Origin of the sequence: Methylosinus sp. Sm6 (assembly GCF_019802345.1) — a bacterium.
Classification (GTDB): domain Bacteria; phylum Pseudomonadota; class Alphaproteobacteria; order Rhizobiales; family Beijerinckiaceae; genus Methylosinus.
On sequence record NZ_JAINDZ010000005.1, the window covers coordinates 104,590 to 121,849 of the forward strand.

Here is a 17,260-nt window from a genome sequence, read left to right on the forward strand (position 1 = left end):
CGTTCGACGCCTGCGCTCCCCGCAAAGGTCAACTCTCGATCGGCGCGAAAGTTCCGATGCGGCGAGGCTCGCACAGAATGTCGGACCAAAAGCTCTAACGTTCGCCGCCTCTGCGCCGGAGCGCAGCTTCGGCGAGCTCGCGCATCGCTCCCGCGATCGCCGATCGAATTGCATCGTCGGCGATGACTCCATCGTCGTCGACGGCGTCTCTCGCGACGGGAATGTCCATGCAGGCGGCTTCGATGACGTCGGCGCCGGCGCGGTCGAGCACGATGCGCAACGCTGCATGAGCGTCGCGTGCGCCGCCATGAGCCGAAGGATTGATCCAGGCGACCGGAAGGCGATAGAGGCTCGCCCCGCCCACTGTCCAATCCAACAAGTTCTTGAAGCTTCCCGGCAGCGAGCCCGCATATTCCGGCGTCGAGAACAGGGCGGCGTCGGCGCCCTCGAGCAGAGCGCGCAGCTCGGCCGCCGTCTCTGGAAGCGGATCGCGGTCGTGATCGGGATTGAAATGCGGCAGCTCGCCGAGCCGTCGATAGACGACCGCGTGAACGTTGAAGGGCGCCAGCTGCGCGGCCGCGGCGACGACCGCGCCATTCACCGATCGGGCGCGTAGGCTTCCGCTGATCAGAACAATGTCGAGGGGCGCCTTTTCCGACACGGGGCCATCATCTTCGTAGTCGATCAGCAGCGATGCGGCGAGCGAGCCGCCTCGGCGCAAAGGGCGATCGGAAAGCGTTCTAGAACACGAGCACCGCCGCGCGGATGGTCAGAGCGAGCAGGACCAGCGACGCGGCGACGAAGATCGAAAAGCGGCGTATCATGACGTTCGTGGTCGACTGCACCAGGCTATGGGCGACGCGCAGGGCCACATAACCCCAGGCGAGCGCCGTTTCGAGCGCGCCGTCGGCGCCGAGCATGGCGAGCGTGAGGGCGACGGCGTAGAACAAAGTCGGCTGCTCGTGAAGATGATTGTAATTATCGGCTTTCCAACGCGCGCGAGCGGGAATCTGCGCGTTGAACTCTTCCTTGGTCTGTTCCGGATCGAGCGCCATGCGCGCTTTTCGCATGGCGGGAATGCGCGTCGCATAGAGCCACGCCCACATGACGAAAGTCCAAAGGACCAGCGCGACGATCGGCGCGAGCAGGGGGCTGTGTCGCAATGTCATCTCCATTGAATGCATCGGAACGATGGAAGCTACGCCTCGAGCCTTTTACCCTACGGCGCCGAACTCACTACTGCCTACTGCCCGCTGCTGCCCCGCCGGCTCGATCGTAGCCGCGACAACCGCGACAATTTCTTGGCGCCAGCCCATCAGCAGCGGCTATACTGTGGCGGTTCCGGGGTCTTTCGGCGAAGCCCCTGTTTTTGCTACTGCCGAGCTTGTGTGGACGGAGGCTTGTCGAATAGGCATTGTCTTGAACGAGACATGAGGACGCGATGAAGAACGTCGAAATTCGTCTTTTTGCCGCAGCGCTTTGCGCCGGAGCCGTCGCCGCGGCCGCGGCCGCCTCGTCGGCCCAGGCCGGAATGGGGCTGGACGCCAATGTCGCCGGCGTCGGCGCGATTGCGCCGACCAAGGTTCTGGTGCTCGGCTCCGAGCATCGCGCCAACGCCGAGCAATATGCCGTCAGGAACAAGCTCGATCTCTCCACGCTGAAGCGCGTGCATGCCGCTTCGGGGCTCGTGACCTGCGGGAGGGCGCATGGCGCCGGCCAGCTGACGGTGGCCAATGACGTGATCACCACGGCCGCTCACGTGTTCCTCGACGAGCGCGGCGCGCATCGCTCGCGCGCCTGCCATTTCGTCACTGACGTCGAGGGAAAAAAGCGCCGCATTCCGATCGACATGAGCACGATCGTCGCCGGCGCGGCCAAGCCCTATTCGGCCAAGGCCGTCAATGATTGGGCGGTGGCGCGCCTCGCGCAGCCGCTCGAAGACGTGAGCCCTTATGATCTCGCCGAGCAGGTCGGCGTCGATCAGCCGGTGGAGTTCGTCTCGCGCGGCCATTCCGATTGGCGCAATGCGGAGACCATGTCCTTCGAGGCGTGCCGGCTGCGCGCGCAGACCAATCAGGCGAAGGGCGGCACGCGCGAATTCGCCTTCGATTGCGGCACCGGCGACGGCGCCTCGGGCGGCGCGGTGCTGGCCGGCGAGCAGCGGCTGCGGCTCGGCGCCATTCTGGTCGGCTGGCGCAGCAGCGATCCGGCGCGCGTCGCGCCCTATTCGCAGGACAATTACAACTTCGTCGTCTCGATCGAGGGCCCGTTCCGCGAGGCCGTGCTCGCCGCCGCGCGGCGCGACACCGGCACGGCGACGGCGCAGTCGCAGCCGGCCGAGAAGACCAGCGAGGCCGAGGGCGCCCGTCGCTCCGCCGGCCGCGATTGACGAAACGAGCGAATAGCGAGTAGCGCTATTCGCTATTCGCCCCCTCACGACACCCTCACGAGATAATCGAACGCCGAAAGCGCCGCCGTCGCGCCTTCGCCCATGGCGATGACGATCTGCTTATAGGGCGCGATCGTCGCATCGCCCGCGGCAAAAACTCCCGGGGCGGAGGTGACGCAGCGGCGGTCGATCTCGATCTCGCCGAAGCGCGACAGCGTCACCGCGCCTTGCAGCCATTCGGTGTTGGGCAAGAGGCCGATCTGCACGAAGACGCCGTCGAGCGCGATGTCGCGGGTCTCGCCGCTGTCGCGATCGCGATAGGACAGGCCGGTCACTTTCGCGCCGTCGCCCCGGATCTCCGTGGTCTGCGCGGAGACGACGATCTCGACATTGGGCAGCGAGCGCAGCTTCGCCTGCAATATGCCGTCGGCGCGCAGCTTCGAGTCATATTCGATCAGCGTCACATGAGCGGCGAGGCCGGCGAGGTCGATCGCCGCCTCGACGCCGGAATTGCCGCCGCCGATCACCGCGACGCGCTTGCCCTTGAACAAGGGGCCGTCGCAATGCGGGCAATAGGCGACGCCCTTGGTCATATAGTCGGTCTCGCCGGGCACATTGATGCGCCGCCAGCGCGCGCCGGGCGCGAGGATGATCGTCTTCGATTTCAGCGTCGCGCCATTGGCGAGGCCGAGCGTCGCGAGGCCGCCGGGCTCGGCCGCCGGGACGAGCGTCGCAGCGTTCTGGCCGTTCATCACATCGACCCCATATTCGGCGACATGGCGCGCGAGCGCCGCCGCCATCTCGGGCCCTTCGGTGTGCGGCACGGAGATGAAGTTCTCGATCGCCGCCGTGTCCTGCACCTGTCCGCCGAAACGCTCGGCGACCAATCCCGTGCGCACGCCCTTGCGCGCGGCATAGACCGCCGCCGCCGCGCCCGCCGGGCCGCCGCCGACGATCAGCACGTCATAGGGCGCTTTCGCCGAAAGGGCCGCGGCCTGCTTCTCGCCGGCGCCGGCGTCCAGCTTGTCGACGATCTGCTCCAGCGTCGCGCGGCCGTGCTGGAACGGCTCGCCATTGAGGAACACGCTCGGCACGGCCATGATTCCGCGGTCCTCGACCTCGCGGGGAAACAGCGCGCCGTCGATGGCGACATGATGCACGCGCGGATTGAGCGTCGCCATCAGGTCGAGCGCCTGCACGACCTCGGGGCAGCTCTGGCAGGTGAGCGAGAAATAGGTCTCGAAGCGATAATCGCCGTCGAGGGCGCGCACGCGCTCCAGCGTCTCCTCCGCCTCCTTGGGCGGATGGCCGCCGACATGCAGCAGCGCCAGCACGAAGGAGTTGAACTCGTGCCCGCCGGGCACGGCGGCGAAGCGCAGGCTCACCCCGCCGCCGTCGCGCTCGATCGCGAAGGAGGGGCGGCGCGCGTCGTCGTCGCGGCGCACATAGGAAATCCTGTCGGAGAGGGACGCCACCTCCTGCAGCAGCTCGGCGAGCTCGGCTGATTTCGCGCCGTCGTCGAGCGAGGCGGCGAGCGTGATCGGCGTCGCGATGCGCGCGAAGAGGCCCTGCAGCTGGCTTTTCAGATTGGCGTCCAACATGTTTGCGGCTCCTTCGATTTGTCTCACGCCCGCAAATACAGCCCCCTCATCCTGAGGAGCCCGCGCAGCGGGCGTCTCGAAGGATGGGCCGCCCGCGCGCTCTGAAGCAGCCTTCGAAGCTTTTTGCGTTCCGCAAAAAGCGCCTCAGGATGAGGGGACTGCGTTTTCCTGAGCGAGCGCGGGAGCCTCCGGCCGGCGAGCCGGCCGGAGTTTTTCGAAATCAGATCTTGCCGACGAGGTCGAGCGAGGGAGCGAGCGTCTTCTGGCCCTCTTCCCATTTGGCCGGGCAGACCTCGCCCGGATGCGCCGCGACATATTGCGCCGCCTTGACCTTGCGCAGCAGCTCCAGCGCATTGCGGCCGACGCCGCCGGCGTTGATCTCGACGATCTGGATCTTGCCGTCCGGATCGATGACGAAAGTGCCGCGGTCGGCGAGGCCCGCCTCCTCGATCAGCACGTCGAAATTGCGGCTCAGCGTCAGCGTCGGATCGCCGACCAGCGGATACTCGATCTTGCCGATCGCCGGCGAGGTGTCGTGCCAGGCCTTATGCGCGAAATGCGTGTCGGTCGACACGCCGTAGATCTCGACGCCGATCGCCTTGAAGGCCGCGTAATTGGTCGCGAGATCCTCGAGCTCGGTCGGGCAGACGAAGGTGAAGTCGGCCGGATAGAAGAAAAACACCGACCATTTGCCCTTCAGCGTCGCCTCGGTCACCTCGACGAATTTGCCGGCGTGGAAGGCGGTCGCCTTGAAGGGCTTGATCTCGGTTCCGATCAGGGACATGCGATGGCTCCTCTTGGATGGCCGGGAGCGCGGCGCGCCCTCGGCGGGGGAAGACGGGGGGAAACTAGCCGCACTGCAGCATCGAAAAAAGCGAAAAATTCCGATTTAACTATTCGGTTCTATCGATATATCATGCGGCATGGCGATCCTGCCCACCTTGCGTCAGCTGCGCTTTCTGACGGCGGTGGTGGACGAGCGGCATTTCGGCCGCGCGGCCGCCGCCTGCTTCGTCGGCCAGTCGACCCTCAGCGCCGGCATTCAGGAGCTGGAGTCGCTGCTCGGCGTGCAATTGCTGGAGCGCACCAAGCGTTCCGTCGCGCCGACGCCGGCCGGGCGCGAGATCGCCGAGCGCGCTCGCGCGATGCTGCGCGGGGCGGAGGAGATCGTCGACGTCGCCCGCGCCGCCCAGGCGCCCATGTCGGGGCCGCTGCGGCTCGGCGTCATTCCGACCATCGGGCCGTTCCTGTTTCCGCGCGTGACGCGGCGGCTGCGCGCGGCCTTCCCGCAGCTGAAGCTCTATTTGCGCGAGGAGCAGACGGCGCCGCTGCTGGCGCGGCTCGACTCCGGCGAGCTGGACGCGGCCGTGCTGGCGCTGCCCTATCCGCTGCCGGGCATGGAGACGCGCGAGATCGGCCTCGACCGGTTCTTTCTGGCGTGCCCGCCCGACCATCGGCTGAGCGGGGCGGGTCCGGTCGCGCTCGACGACATGGCGGTCGAGGATCTGCTGCTGCTCGAGGACGGCCATTGCATGCGCGACCATGCGCTCGCCGCCTGTGCGCTCGCGGGCGCGCGCCGCAATGTCGCCTTCGAGGGCACGAGCCTGCACACTCTGGCGCAGATGGTGGCCAATGGCCTCGGCGTGACATTGCTGCCCGAAATGGCGCTCGACGCCGGCATCTTGCGCGGGCTCGATCTCTGCGTGCGGCCGCTCGAGGGCGAGACGCCGTTCCGCCGCATCGGCCTCGTGTGGCGGCGCCGCTCGGCGCGCAAGGAGACATTCGACCGGCTGGCCGAGGCGCTCGCCAATTTTCTCGTGAGCGGAGGAGCCGATGGCGCGTCATAGGCGCGTGTCACGGCGAACGGGATATTCGCTTCACTTATTGTCGCCGCATCGCCTCAGCGGCCCGATCCGGTCGCCATCTCTCCCCAAGAGTCCTTCACCCGATCGAAATGCGACGCCGGATCATAGGCCGCGACGGAAAGGCCGAGCGCATGCGTCGACAGGCGGCCGATCGCCGCCAGCGCGGCATAGGAGGCGACGACGCGGTCGCGCTGCGCGAAGACGAGGCCGATGCGCGCGCCGAGCAGCTCCTGCTGGGCGTTGAGAATATCCAGCGTCGTGCGCTTGCCGGCCTTGGCCTCCTCGCGCACGCCCAGCAGCGCGCGCTCGGCCGCTTCGATCTGCGCGCTCGCCGCGGCGACCTGCGCCTTCGCCGCATCGAGCGCGCCCCAATTGGCGCGCGTCAGCGCCAGCAGCTCGGCGCGCGCGACGTCCACGTCGAATTTCTTCTGGCCCGCGACCTCCTTGGCCTGGCGCATGCGCGCCGAGGTCTCGCCGCCCGAATAGAGCGGCACGGATAATTTGCCGAGCAGCTGCGCGCCGAGCGCGCGATTGCCGCGCCCGTCGATGTCCGACTGCGTGTAGACCTTGCCGACCATCGAGAGGCTCGGCATGTAGTCGCTCTCGATGACCTTGATGTCGTATTCGGCGGCGTCCGCGTCATGCAGCGCCGCGCGGACGACCGGATGCTCCGCGAGGGCGATGCGCTCGGCCGCGTCGCGAGTCCGCGGCAGTAGGCGGTCGATGGCGCCGCCGGGCGCGAGCTGCTTCGGCTCCGCGCCGACCACCTGCCGATACCGGGCGACGGCGGCGTCGAGCTCGGCGCGCGCCGCGGCGGCCTGCGAGCGGCCGGCGGCGAGCCGCGCTTCGGCCTGCGCAATGTCGGTCGGCGTGATTTCGCCCGCCGCATAGCGTTCCTTGGTCTGATGCAGCTGCTCTTGCAGCACGGCGACGTGATTTTGCTGCAGGCGCAGCGCCGCGGTGTCGCGCAGCACGTTCATATAGACGGTCGCCGCCTCGAACAGGACCCGCTGCTCGATGAGCCGCAGGCGCTCGCGTCCGGCGAACACATTGGTCTCGGCCGACAGCGCCGAATTCTTCGCGCGAAAGCCGTCGAACAGCGGCTGCTCGACGCTGAGCGCCGCCGCCCGCGGCAGGCCGCGCGTGTTCTGGAAACTGTCCACCCAATTGGGCTCGAGGACATTCCCATTGTCGATCTCGAAGGCTTTGTCGGCCGAACGGCGGCGCTCTATGCCGAGATAGGCGTCGGTCTTCACGCGCGGCCGAAATTGCGAGAGCGCGCGCGGCACGTTTTCGTCATTCGCGCGCTGAGCGGCGCGTTGCGAATGGATGGTCGGATTGGTCTCATAGGCGCGCGCCAGGGCGCCGGCGAGGGTCTCGCCGAAGGAACTTTTCGCCGGCGCGATCGCGAAGCAGAGTGCCAAGAGGATGGCGAGCGACGTCCGCGTCATGCGTCGGCCTCGCGCGGCGCGGCTTCGTCCATTGCGTCTGTGACGAGGGGCGCGTCGCGCCCGAGCAGCGAATAGAGCGCGGGCAGCACGAACAAGGTCAGCAGAGTCGCGCTGATCAGGCCGCCGATCACGACGGTGGCGATCGGCTTCTGCACTTCGGCGCCCGTGCCGGTGGCGAAGGCCATGGGGACGAAGCCGAGCGAGGCGACCAGCGCCGTCATCGCGACAGGCCGCAGCCGCGTCATCGCCCCCTCGACGATCGCGGCGCGCGGCTCGCGCCCGCGCGCGATGAGCTGGAGAATATAGCTGCGCATGACGAGCCCGTTGAGCACGGCGATGCCGGAGAGGGCGATGAAGCCGACCGCCGCCGACACCGACAGCGGCATGCCGCGCAGAAACAGCGTGGCGACGCCGCCCGACAGGGCCAAAGGCACGGCGCTGAACACGATCAGCGCGTCGCGCGCCGAGCCCAGCGCCGAATAGAGCAGGAGGAAGATGAGGAAGAAGCAGAGCGGCACGACCAGCATCAGCTTCTCGCGCGCGGCGGCGAGATTCTCGAATTGTCCGCCCCAGGAGATCCAGTCGCCCGGCGCGAGCGCCACTTGCGCCTTCACCTTCTCCTGCGCCTCGGTCACCACAGAGGCGATGTCGCGTCCGCGCACATTGGCGGAGACGACGACGCGGCGCTTGCCGTTCTCGCGCGAAATCTGGTTCGGACCCTCGTGGACATCGAAGGAGGCGACCTGCTTCAGCAGGATCGGCCGCACGCCGCCGCCGTGATGGCTCGTCGCCGCGATCGGAATATTGCCGAGCGCGTCCATGTCCTCGCGCAGGCGATCGGCGAGCCGCACGATGATCGGAAAGCGCCTGTCGCCCTCGAAGACCACGCCGGCGCGCTCGCCGCCGACCGCCGCGCCGACGACGTCCTGCACCTCGCCGACGCTGAGGCCGAGATGCGCGATCTCGCTTCTGTCGATCTCGACCTCGACGAAGGGCAGGCCCGCCACCTGCTCGACCTTCACGTCGCGCGCGCCGTTCACGCCGCGCAGGATCGAGGCGATGCGCTCGGCCTCGCGCGACATGGAGTCGAAATTCTCGCCGAACACCTTGACCGCTATGTCGCCGCGCACGCCGGCGAGCAGCTCGTTGAAGCGCAGCTGAATGGGCTGCGAGAATTCATAGAGATTGCCGGGCAGCTGCGTCACCCGCGCGTCGATGCGGCGGATCAGATCGTCCTTCGGGAGGCGCGGATCCGGCCATTGGTCGCGCGGCTTCAAGAAGACATAGGTGTCGGTCAGATTGGGCGGCATCGGGTCGGTCGCCGCCTCCGCCGTTCCGGTCTTGGAGAACACATAGTCGACCTCGGGCGCCTCCCCGATCGCATTCTCCACCTCGATCTGCATTGCCTGCGACTGGGTGAGCGAGGCGCTCGGTATGCGGCCCGCCTGCATCGCGATATTCTTCTCGTCGAGCGTCGGGATGAACTCCTGGCCGAGAAACGGGACCAGCGCCAAGGCGAGCAGGAAGGCGCCCGCGCCGACGGCGATCGGCTTCGTCGGCGTCGCGATCGCCGCCTCGAGCCGCGGCCGATAGGCGCGCTGCATCCAGGCGATGATCTTGTTCTCGCTCTCCTCGACGCGGCCGGCGACGAGGATCGAGATCATCGCCGGAACGAAGGTGAGCGACAGCACGAAGGCCGAGATCAGCGCGACGATGACGGTGATCGCCATCGGATGGAACATCTTGCCTTCGACGCCCGAGAAGGACAGCAGCGGCACATAGACGAGAATGATGATCGCCTGGCCATAGACCGTCGGCCGGATCATCTCCGTCGTCGATTCCACCACCGTTTCGAGCCGCTGCTCGAGCGTGAGGTCGCGCCCCGTCGCTTGCCGCCGTTCGAACAAATGGCGCAGGCAATTCTCGGCGACGATCACCGCGCCGTCGGCGATGAGGCCGAAGTCGAGCGCGCCGAGGCTCATCAGATTGGCGCTGATGTGGCCCTGGACCATGCCGCTGGCGAGCAGCAGCATGGCCACCGGAATGACGAGAGCGGTGATCAGCGCCGCGCGGAAATTGCCGAGCAGCAGGAACAGCACCAGAATGACCAGCGCGGCGCCTTCCGCGAGATTGGAGGCGACGGTGCGGATCGTCGCGTCGACGAGCACGGTGCGGTCGAGGATGGTGCGCGTCTCGATCCCCGGCGGCAGCGAGGCGGAGATCGCGCGCAGCTTGTCGCCGACCGCCGCCGACACCGAGCGGCTGTTGCCGCCGATCAGCATCAGCGCGGTGCCGATGACGACCTCCTCGCCATTCATGCTGGCGCTGCCGACGCGCATCTCGCGGCCTATGCCGACCTCGGCGACGTCGGCGATGCGCACCGGCACGCCGCCGCGCGTCGTGACGACGACGCGGGCGATGTCCTCGATCGTCTCCAGCCGGCCGCCGCTGCGCACCACATAGCCTTCGCCATTGCGCTCGATATAGCCGGCGCCGCGGCTCTGATTGTTGCGCTGCAGCGCGCCTGTCACATCGGCGAAGGAGACGCCGAGCGAGAACAGCTTCATCGGATCGGGGCGAACGTCGAGCTGCTTCACGAAGCCGCCGAGCGAATCGACGCTGGCCAATCCCGGCACGGTGCGCAGCTGCGGCTTGACGATCCAGTCCTGCACCGTGCGCAGATAGGCGGTCTTCTCGAGATCGCTGCGCAGGATCTGGCCGTCGGGCGTCCAATAGGAGCCGTCGCTCTGCCAGCCCGGCTCGCCGTTCACGATTTTGCGCTCGCCCTCGGCGTAGCGCACCGCCCACATATAAATCTCGCTGAGGCCGGTCGCGATCGGCCCCATGCGCGCCTCGACGCCGGGCGGAAAATTCTCCTTCGCCTCGGCGAGACGCTCGTTGATCTGCTGGCGCGCGAAATAAATGTCGAGCTTCTCGGCGAACACCGCCGTCACCTGCGAGAAGCCGTTGCGCGACAGCGAGCGCGTATGGTCGAGGCCGGGAATGCCGGCGAGCGCGGTCTCGATCGGGAAGGTGATCTGCTTTTCGACCTCGGTCGGCGACAGCGCCGGCGCGATGGCGTTGATCTGCACCTGATTATTGGTGATGTCCGGAACCGCGTCGATCGGCAGGCGCTGCAAGGAGAGCGCGCCGACCAGACAGGCGAGCAGGGTCAGCAGCGCGACGAGCCAACGCTGGCGGACGGAGAAGGCGATCACATGCTCGATCATCTACGCTCGCATCTACACTCACGCGCCGCCGGCGCTGTCAGTCCAGCCCTTCCAGACGGGCCTTGCCCAGCTCCGCCTTCAGCACGAAGACGTTGGACGCCGCGACCTGCTCGCCCGGCTCCAGTCCGGAGAGGATCTCGACCCATTCGCGATCGCTCTCGCCGGGCGTGACCTTGCGCTTCACGAAGCCCTCCGGCGCGCGCACGAAAACGATGGGATCGCCCTCGAAGGAGAGCAGGGCGGCGCGCGGAATGCGCAGCGGGACCTCCCTCTCGGCCAGAAAGACGCGCGCCGTCATCGAGGCGCCCGCCCGCAGCTTTTGTGCTTCGTTGCTGAAAGAGGCGATCGCGCGCCCGGAATGAGTCTCGTGATCGATGGTCGGGCGGATGAAGACGATGCGTCCCTCCGCGTCCTCCTCGCCGCCATGGGCGAGGCGGACGCGCTGTCCCTCGCGCAGATCGGCGAGATCGGCGATTGCGACCGAAATCTCGGCGATCACCACGGAGAGGTCGGCGATCTGATAAAGCTCCTTCTCCTGCCCCTCGCCGCCGACCGGCTGTCCGAGATGCACGCGGCGCTCGATCACCCTGCCGGCGGCCGGCGCGCGGATGTCCTTGGAGCGCAGCGCGCCCGTCTTCTGCCGCGGCAGCTCGGCGATGTCCTCATCGGAGAGATCGAGCGCGGCGAGCTTCTGGCGGGCGAGGTCGGCGCGCAGCCGCGCCTCCTCATAGACGCTGCGGGCCTTGAGGAAGGACTGTTCGGCGGCGATCTTCTTCTCGAAGAGGCCTTTCTCGCGCTGGAACAGCGCCGATTGCAGGTCGAGCTGGACGAGCGCGGCGAGATAGTCGCTCTTGGCGTCGGCGACCTCGCGGCTGTCGATCACGGCGACGATCTCGCCCTTCTCCACCGGATCGCCGAGCTTCTTGCGCAGTTCCGCGATCGTGCCGGCGACCTTGGCCGCGACCTTGCCGATGCGGTCGGGATCGACTGCGACCATGGCGGGGGCGACGATGGCGCGTGCGAGCATGCCGGGCGCTACGAGAGCGGTCTCGATGCGCGCCGCGGCGATCTGCGCGGCGGAAAGCGGGACAAGTCCGTCCTCGGCTGCGGCGGCGGGCAAAGCCTCGTCGGCCGTCCCGAGCCAGGATCGCAAGGAATTATAGAGCGGGGGCAGGGCGGCCCCCAGCGCGACGGCGGCGGCGAGGGCGGCGCCGAGGCCGAACCGTCGCATCCAGCCCGCCGGCGGGCGCGGCGAGAAGCCGGACGCGCCTTGCCGCGCATCGGCGGGAACGGCCGACGACTCCGCGAGGCGGCGGAGCAAAGAGGAAAGGTGGACAGGACCGCGCATCTTCCTCAGTCTTAGCCCAGCCGAACGGCTGCGTCCACGTCAGCCCGCCGGAAAAAGAGGCGCCCCGCCGAAGCTGCGCACATTAAAAAGGCCCCGCCGGCGGGCGGGGCCTTCAAAGAGCGGCGCGGATGGCGCGCGATCAGTCGTTGTTGCGGTCGCCGAACAGGTACAAAAGCGACTGGAACATGTTGATGAAGTCGAGATAGAGCGACAGCGCGCCGAACACGCTCTGCTTCTGCGCGACCTCGGAGCCATAGGCGGCGCTCTGATAATAGCCGTCCTTGATCGACTGGGTGTCCCAGGCGGTGAGGCCCGCGAAGATGAACACCGACAGGATCGACAGGCCGAACTGCAGCGCGCTGCTCTGGAAGAACAGATTGACCAGGCTCGCGATCACGAGGCCCCACAGGCCCATCACCAGGAAGGATCCGAAGGCCGACAGATCGCGCTTCGTCAGATAGCCGTAGAGGCTGAGGCCGGCGAAAGCCGCCGAGGTGATGAAGAACACCTTGGCGATCGACGCGCCGGTGAAGACGAGCATGATCGTCGACATCGACAGGCCCATCACCGCCGAGAAGGCGAGGAAGACATTGCGCGCGGTCGCCGCCGACATCCGCTCCGCGCGAAAGCCGAGGAACAGGACGAAGGCCAGCGGCGCCAGCATGACGACATATTTCAGCGGGGTCGCGTAGAGCATGTGCCCGAACGGCGTGAGCGCGACCTGGCGGCCGCCTTCCTTGACGACGGCGAGCATATAAGTGCCGAGCGCCACGAAGCCGGTGACGCCGAGACCGAGAACCATGTGATTGTACACGCCGACCATATAGGCGCGCAGGCCCTCGTCGATCTCGGCCGCGCCGGTCCTGGAGACGCCGCCCCGGTAGCCGAAGCTCGTGTTGCGGTCGAAATTGGTCATTTGATCCTCTCGAAAAGATCGCGCGGCCGGTCGATCCGGCCCTGATGCGCGAACCTTGCGCCCGAATATGGCGTGTGATCCGGGCGAAAACAAGCCGTCCCAGAGCGAAAACGCCGGCGGAGAAGATGGAGCGGCTTATGCGATTGTCAATCTTTTCTCAATCTTTTTCGGCGTGTCGGGCAGGGCAATCGAGTGAATGCGAGAAGAGGCGCATCACCCTCCCCTTTCGCGCTTTCCGCTTCGTCCCTCCTGCGTTCGGGGGATGGCGCTGCTCGGCGCCCGCCTATCATGGATTCCAACGCGATTCGCGCGGCTGGAGAACGCATCCCGCATGACCGATAGAAAGCGCCCCTTCCGCACGCCGTCCCGGCGGTCCGCAATGACGCCGCTCGCGCCTCGTGATGCCGCCGCGTCGCCGCCGTTCGCGCGCGAGCGGAAGGCGGTCGAGGCGATCCTGCGCGCGGAGGCGCTCTCGCGCGCCGCGCTCGAGCCTCCCGCGCCGCAGGCGGAGGCGATCGACGCGCGAGAGGTCGATTGCGCTCCGGCGCGAGCGCGCGACGGCATGCGCGAGCGGGGCCGCTGAAAGCGCGTCATTGCTCGGCGCGAGCGTCGGCCGACCGCGCATCCGGGTTTTTCTCCGTACTCGGGGCGCGGGCGCCGACGAGCGAGTTCGGATAGGAGTTGATTGCAGCCGAATTTTTTCTCGGCTTCGAACCGATAATGTCTCGGGGGTTGCGATTTTGATTTCGGCAATTTGTAACGATCCGTCGTCGCGCTGCGAGGACGGGCCGACCGAGTCGGCGCGACGCTGGTATGTCGTGCAGACTCGTCCGCGTCGCGAGGCGGGCGTCGCCCTGCAGCTCGCGGCTCAGCATTTTCGCGCTTTCCTGCCCAAAATGAGCCGCACTGTGCGGCACGCCCGCAAGCTGCGGCTGGTCGAGACGCCGCTGTTCCCCGGCTATCTGTTCGTGTCCCTCGACCTCGGGCGCGATCGCTGGCGATCGGTGAACGGCACATTCGGCGCCGTCGGCCTCATCATGGGCGACGAATTTCCATCGCCTGCGCCGCGCGGGGTCGTCGAATCGCTGCTCTCCTGCGCCGACGCGCGCGGCGCATGCCGGTTCGATCATGATCTCGTCGAAGGCCAGAAAGTGAAGGTGCTGGTCGGTCCTTTCGCCGATGCGATCGGAAGCCTCATCCGCCTCGACGCCCATGAGCGCGTTCGCGTGCTGCTCGACATCATGGGCGGCCAGGTGCCCGCCACGCTCGAGCGATCGGCTCTCGCAGCCCTCTGAACTCCCGACGCCGCGGCGCGCCCCCGCGCGGCGTCAGCCGCCGCGCGATCTCGCGAAGGCGGCGGCTCCCGCCTCGCGCATATCGCGCCTGAGGCCGACGAACATGCCGTCGATCATTTTCGTCACGGCGGGCGGCGCGGTTTCCGGCGCGCCGGCGGCAAAGGGCGGCTCCGGCGCATATTGCGCGAGCAGCTGCACGCCTTCGGCGTAAGTCTGATCGCGCAATTGCGCGACGAGGGCGAGGGCGAAGTCGAGGCCCGCCGTCACGCCTTCCGCCGTGATGCGGTTGCGGTCGCGCACGACGCGCCCGTCGGCCGGAACAGCGCCGAAGATCGGCAGCAGCGGCTTCGTCACCCAATGCGACGTCGCGCGATAGCCGTCGAGCAGCCCGGCCGAGCCGAGCAGCAAGGATCCCGTGCAGACCGAGGTGACATGGCGCGCCTTGCGGCCCGCCGCGCGCAGAAAGTCGAGGGTCGCGTCGTCGCGCATGGCGGCGAGCGTTCCGAGCGAGCCGCCGGGAATGCAGACGACATCCAGCGGCGAAGACGCCGTTTCGAATGTCGCCGTGGGCGTGACGACGAGGCCGGCGTCGCTGCGCACCGGCTCCTTCGTCTTGGCGACGATCTCGATCGTCGCGCCCATCAGATTGGCGAGCATATAATGCGGCCCGATCATGTCGAGCGCGGTGAATCCCGGATAGATGAGAAAGGCGATTTTCTCCTCGCCCATCCAATGCGCCGGCATGGCGGACATGTCATGCGGCGGCGGCGCGGCGGCGGCGTCCTGCGCCGCGCGCGCGGGCGCGCCGCTCGCGAGAACAGCGGCGAATGCGGCGGCGCATTCGGCGAAGCGGCGGCGGTCCATATCGCTCATTGTCGCTCCTACATGCGCGCGGAGACGGTGACGAAGAAGGTGCGTCCCTCGGCCGGCGCGACATTGCCCGAGAGATAGGGATATTGCACCAGATAGCGGCGATCGCCGAGATTCTTCGCATTCACGGCGAAGGTGAAATTCTCGTGGCGATAGGCGAGCGCGGCGTCGAACACGACATAGCCGCTCGTGCGCCAAGGCTGCGCGATCTCGACGACTTGTCCCGAAGAGGCGTAGAGGCCGGCGCCGAGCGACCATCCCCGCAGCTGCCCGCCGAAGGCGTAATTGCCCCACAAGCGCCCGGAATCCGGCGGCGCCAGATTGAGCGCGGCGCCCTGCAGCCGCGGATCGGCGTTGCGTGAGATTTTCGCGTCGATATGCGCGTAGCTCGCGAGGAAGGAGAGCTCCGCGGTCGGCTGCCAGACGAGATCGGCCTCGAAGCCGGACGAATGCCATTCCCCGCTCTGGCTCTGCGTGAGGCTGCCCGGCGCCGTCGTCGGCACATTGGTGCGCTTCAGATCGAAATAAGCGAGCGTTCCGGAAAGGCCGTGGAGGCCGTCGAGCTTGACGCCCGCCTCGAATTGCTCGGACCCTTCCGGATGAGGCGCGGCGCCGTTCGGTCCGCTGAAGAAGGTGACGGCGCGCAGGCCCTGCGAATAGTTGCCGAATGCCGAGAGCCAATCCAACAGATCATAGCTCGCGCCGATGCGCGGCAGCACTTTCGCTTCGCTCGTGTGGAATGTGCGTGGCGGCGAATAGGCCGCCTCATGGGAATCGATGTCGACCATGGCGACGCGCAGCGCGCCGAGCACATGCAGGCGCTCGAACAGCGTCGATTGCAATTGCACGGTGGCGCCGCTGTTCTGATATTGATTGTTGCCGGCGTTGAACAGCGTGTAGCCATATTGGCCCCGCTGCGGATAGACATAGCCCGGAAACGCCGGAGAGCGAAAATCGGTCGGCTGCGGGAAGCCGAGGAGAGCTCCGTAGAGGCTCGGATCGCGCCCGGTTGCGTAAGCAGCGGCGAACAGGCCGCGCTCCCAGACGCGATTGAAATCGCCGCCGACGAGCAGACGATGTTGCGTCGGGCCGAGATCGAATTTGGCGGTGAAATTGGAGGTGACGGCGATCTCCTCGAGCTGCTGCGACAGAATCGAGTTCAGCATGACGAAGCTGCTCGGGCTTCCGTAATTGCCGAAGAGCGGGCTGGCGACATAGGTCGGCGTATTGGCCGAGAAGGGAATTTGCGAGGGCTCGTCCATTCTCGAGCGCGTCCAGCGAAAGCTGGTGAAGCTCGCGAAGGTCTCGTCGAAGCGATGATCCAGCCGCGCGGTGATCCCTGCCGATTCGGACGTCGCATCCGGCGTCTGCGCGTTGGAGAGGAAGCTCGTCGGCCGCACAGAATAGAAGGAGCGGTCGATGGTTCCGGTCGCCGGCAGGCCGGGATAATCGGCCTGGTCGCGGCGCGACACATGGCCCTGAAGGGTGAGCGACGTGTCCTGCGTCGGCGCGAATTTCAGCGTCGGATCGATCGAATAGCTGCGGCGATGCAGCACGTCGATGTTGGAATGCGTCGATTCATATTGCGCGGTGACGCGGAACAGCACGCTCTTGTCGGCGGTGAGCGGCTGATTGACATCGATATAAGGGCTGACGAAGCGATAGCCGCCAGCGCGCACGCCGGCCTCGGCGAATCGCTCCTCGGTCGGCATTCTCGACACGACATTGACGACGCCGCCGACCGGGCTCGGACCGCCCTGGAACAAAATGCTCGCCGGGCCCTTCAGCACTTCGATGCGCTCGACGCTCGCCAGGAGGTCGCGCGCGCCGAAATCATAATAATTCGGCAGTCCGTCGACATAGCGCTCGGCGCGCATGCCGCGCAGGCTCGGGCCGAGGCCGCCGGGAAACAGCGGATCGGTCGCATGCAGGCCGGAGACGTTGCGGAAGGCCTCGCTCTGCGAGACGGCCAGCTGATCGTCGATGAGCTTGCGCGGGATCACCTCTATCGACATCGGCAGCTCGCGGATCGGCGTCGCGAGGCGCGTCGCCGTCGAGGTCTTCGCCTGATAGCCGCGCACTGGGCCGGCGCTCGTCTCGACGGTCGCGGGACCGCCGTCCGCGGCGACGGCCGCGCGGGCGCGCGTCGCATCGATGTCGATCGGCGGCAGCGCCATCTCTGCGAGCGCCGCGCCGCTCGTGCAGAACACAGCCAGGGCGCTCGCCCCGACGCTCGTCAAGAGAAAATCACAAAACCGCATATGGCCTCCCGATGCGCTCGACTCCAAGCTCCTC

Annotated in this window: 14 protein-coding genes; 4 read left to right on the forward strand and 10 right to left on the reverse strand. The window is 67.3% G+C overall.

Annotated features, from left to right (window positions below):
* Positions 1-94: 94 nt before the first annotated feature.
* Positions 95-721 carry an NADPH-dependent FMN reductase gene (locus tag K3F48_RS05370; RefSeq protein ID WP_255608353.1) on the reverse strand — a complete coding sequence of 209 codons (627 nt, stop codon included), beginning with the start codon at positions 719-721 and terminating at the stop codon, positions 95-97.
* Positions 722-740: 19 nt separating this feature from the next.
* Positions 741-1,163, reverse strand: coding sequence for an MAPEG family protein (locus K3F48_RS05375; protein WP_222574395.1), 423 nt, complete (start codon positions 1,161-1,163; stop codon positions 741-743).
* A 278-nt stretch (positions 1,164-1,441) separates the two neighbouring features.
* On the opposite strand from K3F48_RS05375, the gene K3F48_RS05380 reads away from it, so the two are divergent.
* Entirely contained in the window at positions 1,442-2,389 is a 948-nt protein-coding gene (locus K3F48_RS05380; RefSeq protein WP_222574396.1) for a trypsin-like peptidase domain-containing protein, read from the forward strand.
* Positions 2,390-2,433: 44 nt separating this feature from the next.
* Here the strand turns inward: K3F48_RS05380 and ahpF are convergent, their stop codons facing one another.
* Together ahpF and ahpC are read right to left on the reverse strand one after the other, a co-directional pair.
* On the reverse strand, positions 2,434-3,990 hold the full coding sequence (gene ahpF, locus K3F48_RS05385; RefSeq protein WP_222574397.1) for an alkyl hydroperoxide reductase subunit F: 1,557 nt from the start codon (positions 3,988-3,990) through the stop codon (positions 2,434-2,436).
* A 220-nt stretch (positions 3,991-4,210) separates the two neighbouring features.
* Positions 4,211-4,774: an alkyl hydroperoxide reductase subunit C gene (gene ahpC / locus K3F48_RS05390; protein WP_222574398.1), complete on the reverse strand. Its 564-nt coding sequence runs from the start codon at positions 4,772-4,774 to the stop codon at positions 4,211-4,213.
* Between the two features lie 139 nt (positions 4,775-4,913).
* Here ahpC and K3F48_RS05395 point away from each other — a divergent pair, with 139 nt between their 5' ends.
* The gene (locus K3F48_RS05395) at positions 4,914-5,837 is read left to right on the forward strand and encodes a hydrogen peroxide-inducible genes activator (RefSeq protein WP_222574399.1); all 924 of its coding nucleotides are present in this window, start codon (positions 4,914-4,916) and stop codon (positions 5,835-5,837) included.
* A gap of 53 nt (positions 5,838-5,890) precedes the next feature.
* On the opposite strand, the gene K3F48_RS05400 is transcribed toward K3F48_RS05395, so the two are convergent.
* The 4 genes from K3F48_RS05400 to K3F48_RS05415 form a co-directional block, all read right to left on the reverse strand.
* Entirely contained in the window at positions 5,891-7,306 is a 1,416-nt protein-coding gene (locus K3F48_RS05400; protein ID WP_222574400.1) for a TolC family outer membrane protein, read from the reverse strand.
* Positions 7,303-10,536 (reverse strand): efflux RND transporter permease subunit, encoded by a 3,234-nt coding sequence (locus tag K3F48_RS05405; protein WP_222574401.1) that lies wholly within the window; start codon positions 10,534-10,536, stop codon positions 7,303-7,305. Before K3F48_RS05405 ends, K3F48_RS05400 begins: the two co-directional genes overlap by 4 nt.
* A gap of 37 nt (positions 10,537-10,573) precedes the next feature.
* The gene (locus K3F48_RS05410) at positions 10,574-11,767 is read right to left on the reverse strand and encodes an efflux RND transporter periplasmic adaptor subunit (protein WP_222574402.1); all 1,194 of its coding nucleotides are present in this window, start codon (positions 11,765-11,767) and stop codon (positions 10,574-10,576) included.
* Positions 11,768-12,023: 256 nt separating this feature from the next.
* Positions 12,024-12,800, reverse strand: coding sequence for a Bax inhibitor-1/YccA family protein (locus tag K3F48_RS05415; protein WP_222574403.1), 777 nt, complete (start codon positions 12,798-12,800; stop codon positions 12,024-12,026).
* 331 nt (positions 12,801-13,131) lie between these two features.
* Here K3F48_RS05415 and K3F48_RS05420 point away from each other — a divergent pair, with 331 nt between their 5' ends.
* Together K3F48_RS05420 and K3F48_RS05425 are read left to right on the forward strand one after the other, a co-directional pair.
* Positions 13,132-13,383: a hypothetical protein gene (locus K3F48_RS05420; RefSeq protein ID WP_222574404.1), complete on the forward strand. Its 252-nt coding sequence runs from the start codon at positions 13,132-13,134 to the stop codon at positions 13,381-13,383.
* A gap of 235 nt (positions 13,384-13,618) precedes the next feature.
* On the forward strand, positions 13,619-14,095 hold the full coding sequence (locus K3F48_RS05425) for a transcription termination/antitermination NusG family protein (RefSeq protein WP_222574405.1): 477 nt from the start codon (positions 13,619-13,621) through the stop codon (positions 14,093-14,095).
* A 33-nt stretch (positions 14,096-14,128) separates the two neighbouring features.
* On the opposite strand, the gene K3F48_RS05430 is transcribed toward K3F48_RS05425, so the two are convergent.
* The gene (locus tag K3F48_RS05430) at positions 14,129-14,968 is read right to left on the reverse strand and encodes a DJ-1/PfpI family protein (protein WP_222574406.1); all 840 of its coding nucleotides are present in this window, start codon (positions 14,966-14,968) and stop codon (positions 14,129-14,131) included.
* An 8-nt stretch (positions 14,969-14,976) separates the two neighbouring features.
* Positions 14,977-17,226: a TonB-dependent siderophore receptor gene (locus tag K3F48_RS05435; protein ID WP_222574407.1), complete on the reverse strand. Its 2,250-nt coding sequence runs from the start codon at positions 17,224-17,226 to the stop codon at positions 14,977-14,979.
* Positions 17,227-17,260 lie beyond the last annotated feature (34 nt).

Coding starts and splice junctions, on each gene's coding strand:
- K3F48_RS05395 (WP_222574399.1), top strand. CDS start 4,914: ATGGCGATCCTGCCCACCTTGCGTCAGCTGCGCTTTCTGACGGCGGTG.
- K3F48_RS05435 (WP_222574407.1), bottom strand. CDS start 17,226: ATGCGGTTTTGTGATTTTCTCTTGACGAGCGTCGGGGCGAGCGCCCTG.
- K3F48_RS05380 (WP_222574396.1), top strand. CDS start 1,442: ATGAAGAACGTCGAAATTCGTCTTTTTGCCGCAGCGCTTTGCGCCGGA.
- ahpC (WP_222574398.1), bottom strand. CDS start 4,774: ATGTCCCTGATCGGAACCGAGATCAAGCCCTTCAAGGCGACCGCCTTC.
- ahpF (WP_222574397.1), bottom strand. CDS start 3,990: ATGTTGGACGCCAATCTGAAAAGCCAGCTGCAGGGCCTCTTCGCGCGC.
- K3F48_RS05410 (WP_222574402.1), bottom strand. CDS start 11,767: ATGCGACGGTTCGGCCTCGGCGCCGCCCTCGCCGCCGCCGTCGCGCTG.
- K3F48_RS05415 (WP_222574403.1), bottom strand. CDS start 12,800: ATGACCAATTTCGACCGCAACACGAGCTTCGGCTACCGGGGCGGCGTC.
- K3F48_RS05400 (WP_222574400.1), bottom strand. CDS start 7,306: ATGACGCGGACGTCGCTCGCCATCCTCTTGGCACTCTGCTTCGCGATC.
- K3F48_RS05430 (WP_222574406.1), bottom strand. CDS start 14,968: ATGAGCGATATGGACCGCCGCCGCTTCGCCGAATGCGCCGCCGCATTC.
- K3F48_RS05420 (WP_222574404.1), top strand. CDS start 13,132: ATGACCGATAGAAAGCGCCCCTTCCGCACGCCGTCCCGGCGGTCCGCA.
- K3F48_RS05405 (WP_222574401.1), bottom strand. CDS start 10,536: ATGATCGAGCATGTGATCGCCTTCTCCGTCCGCCAGCGTTGGCTCGTC.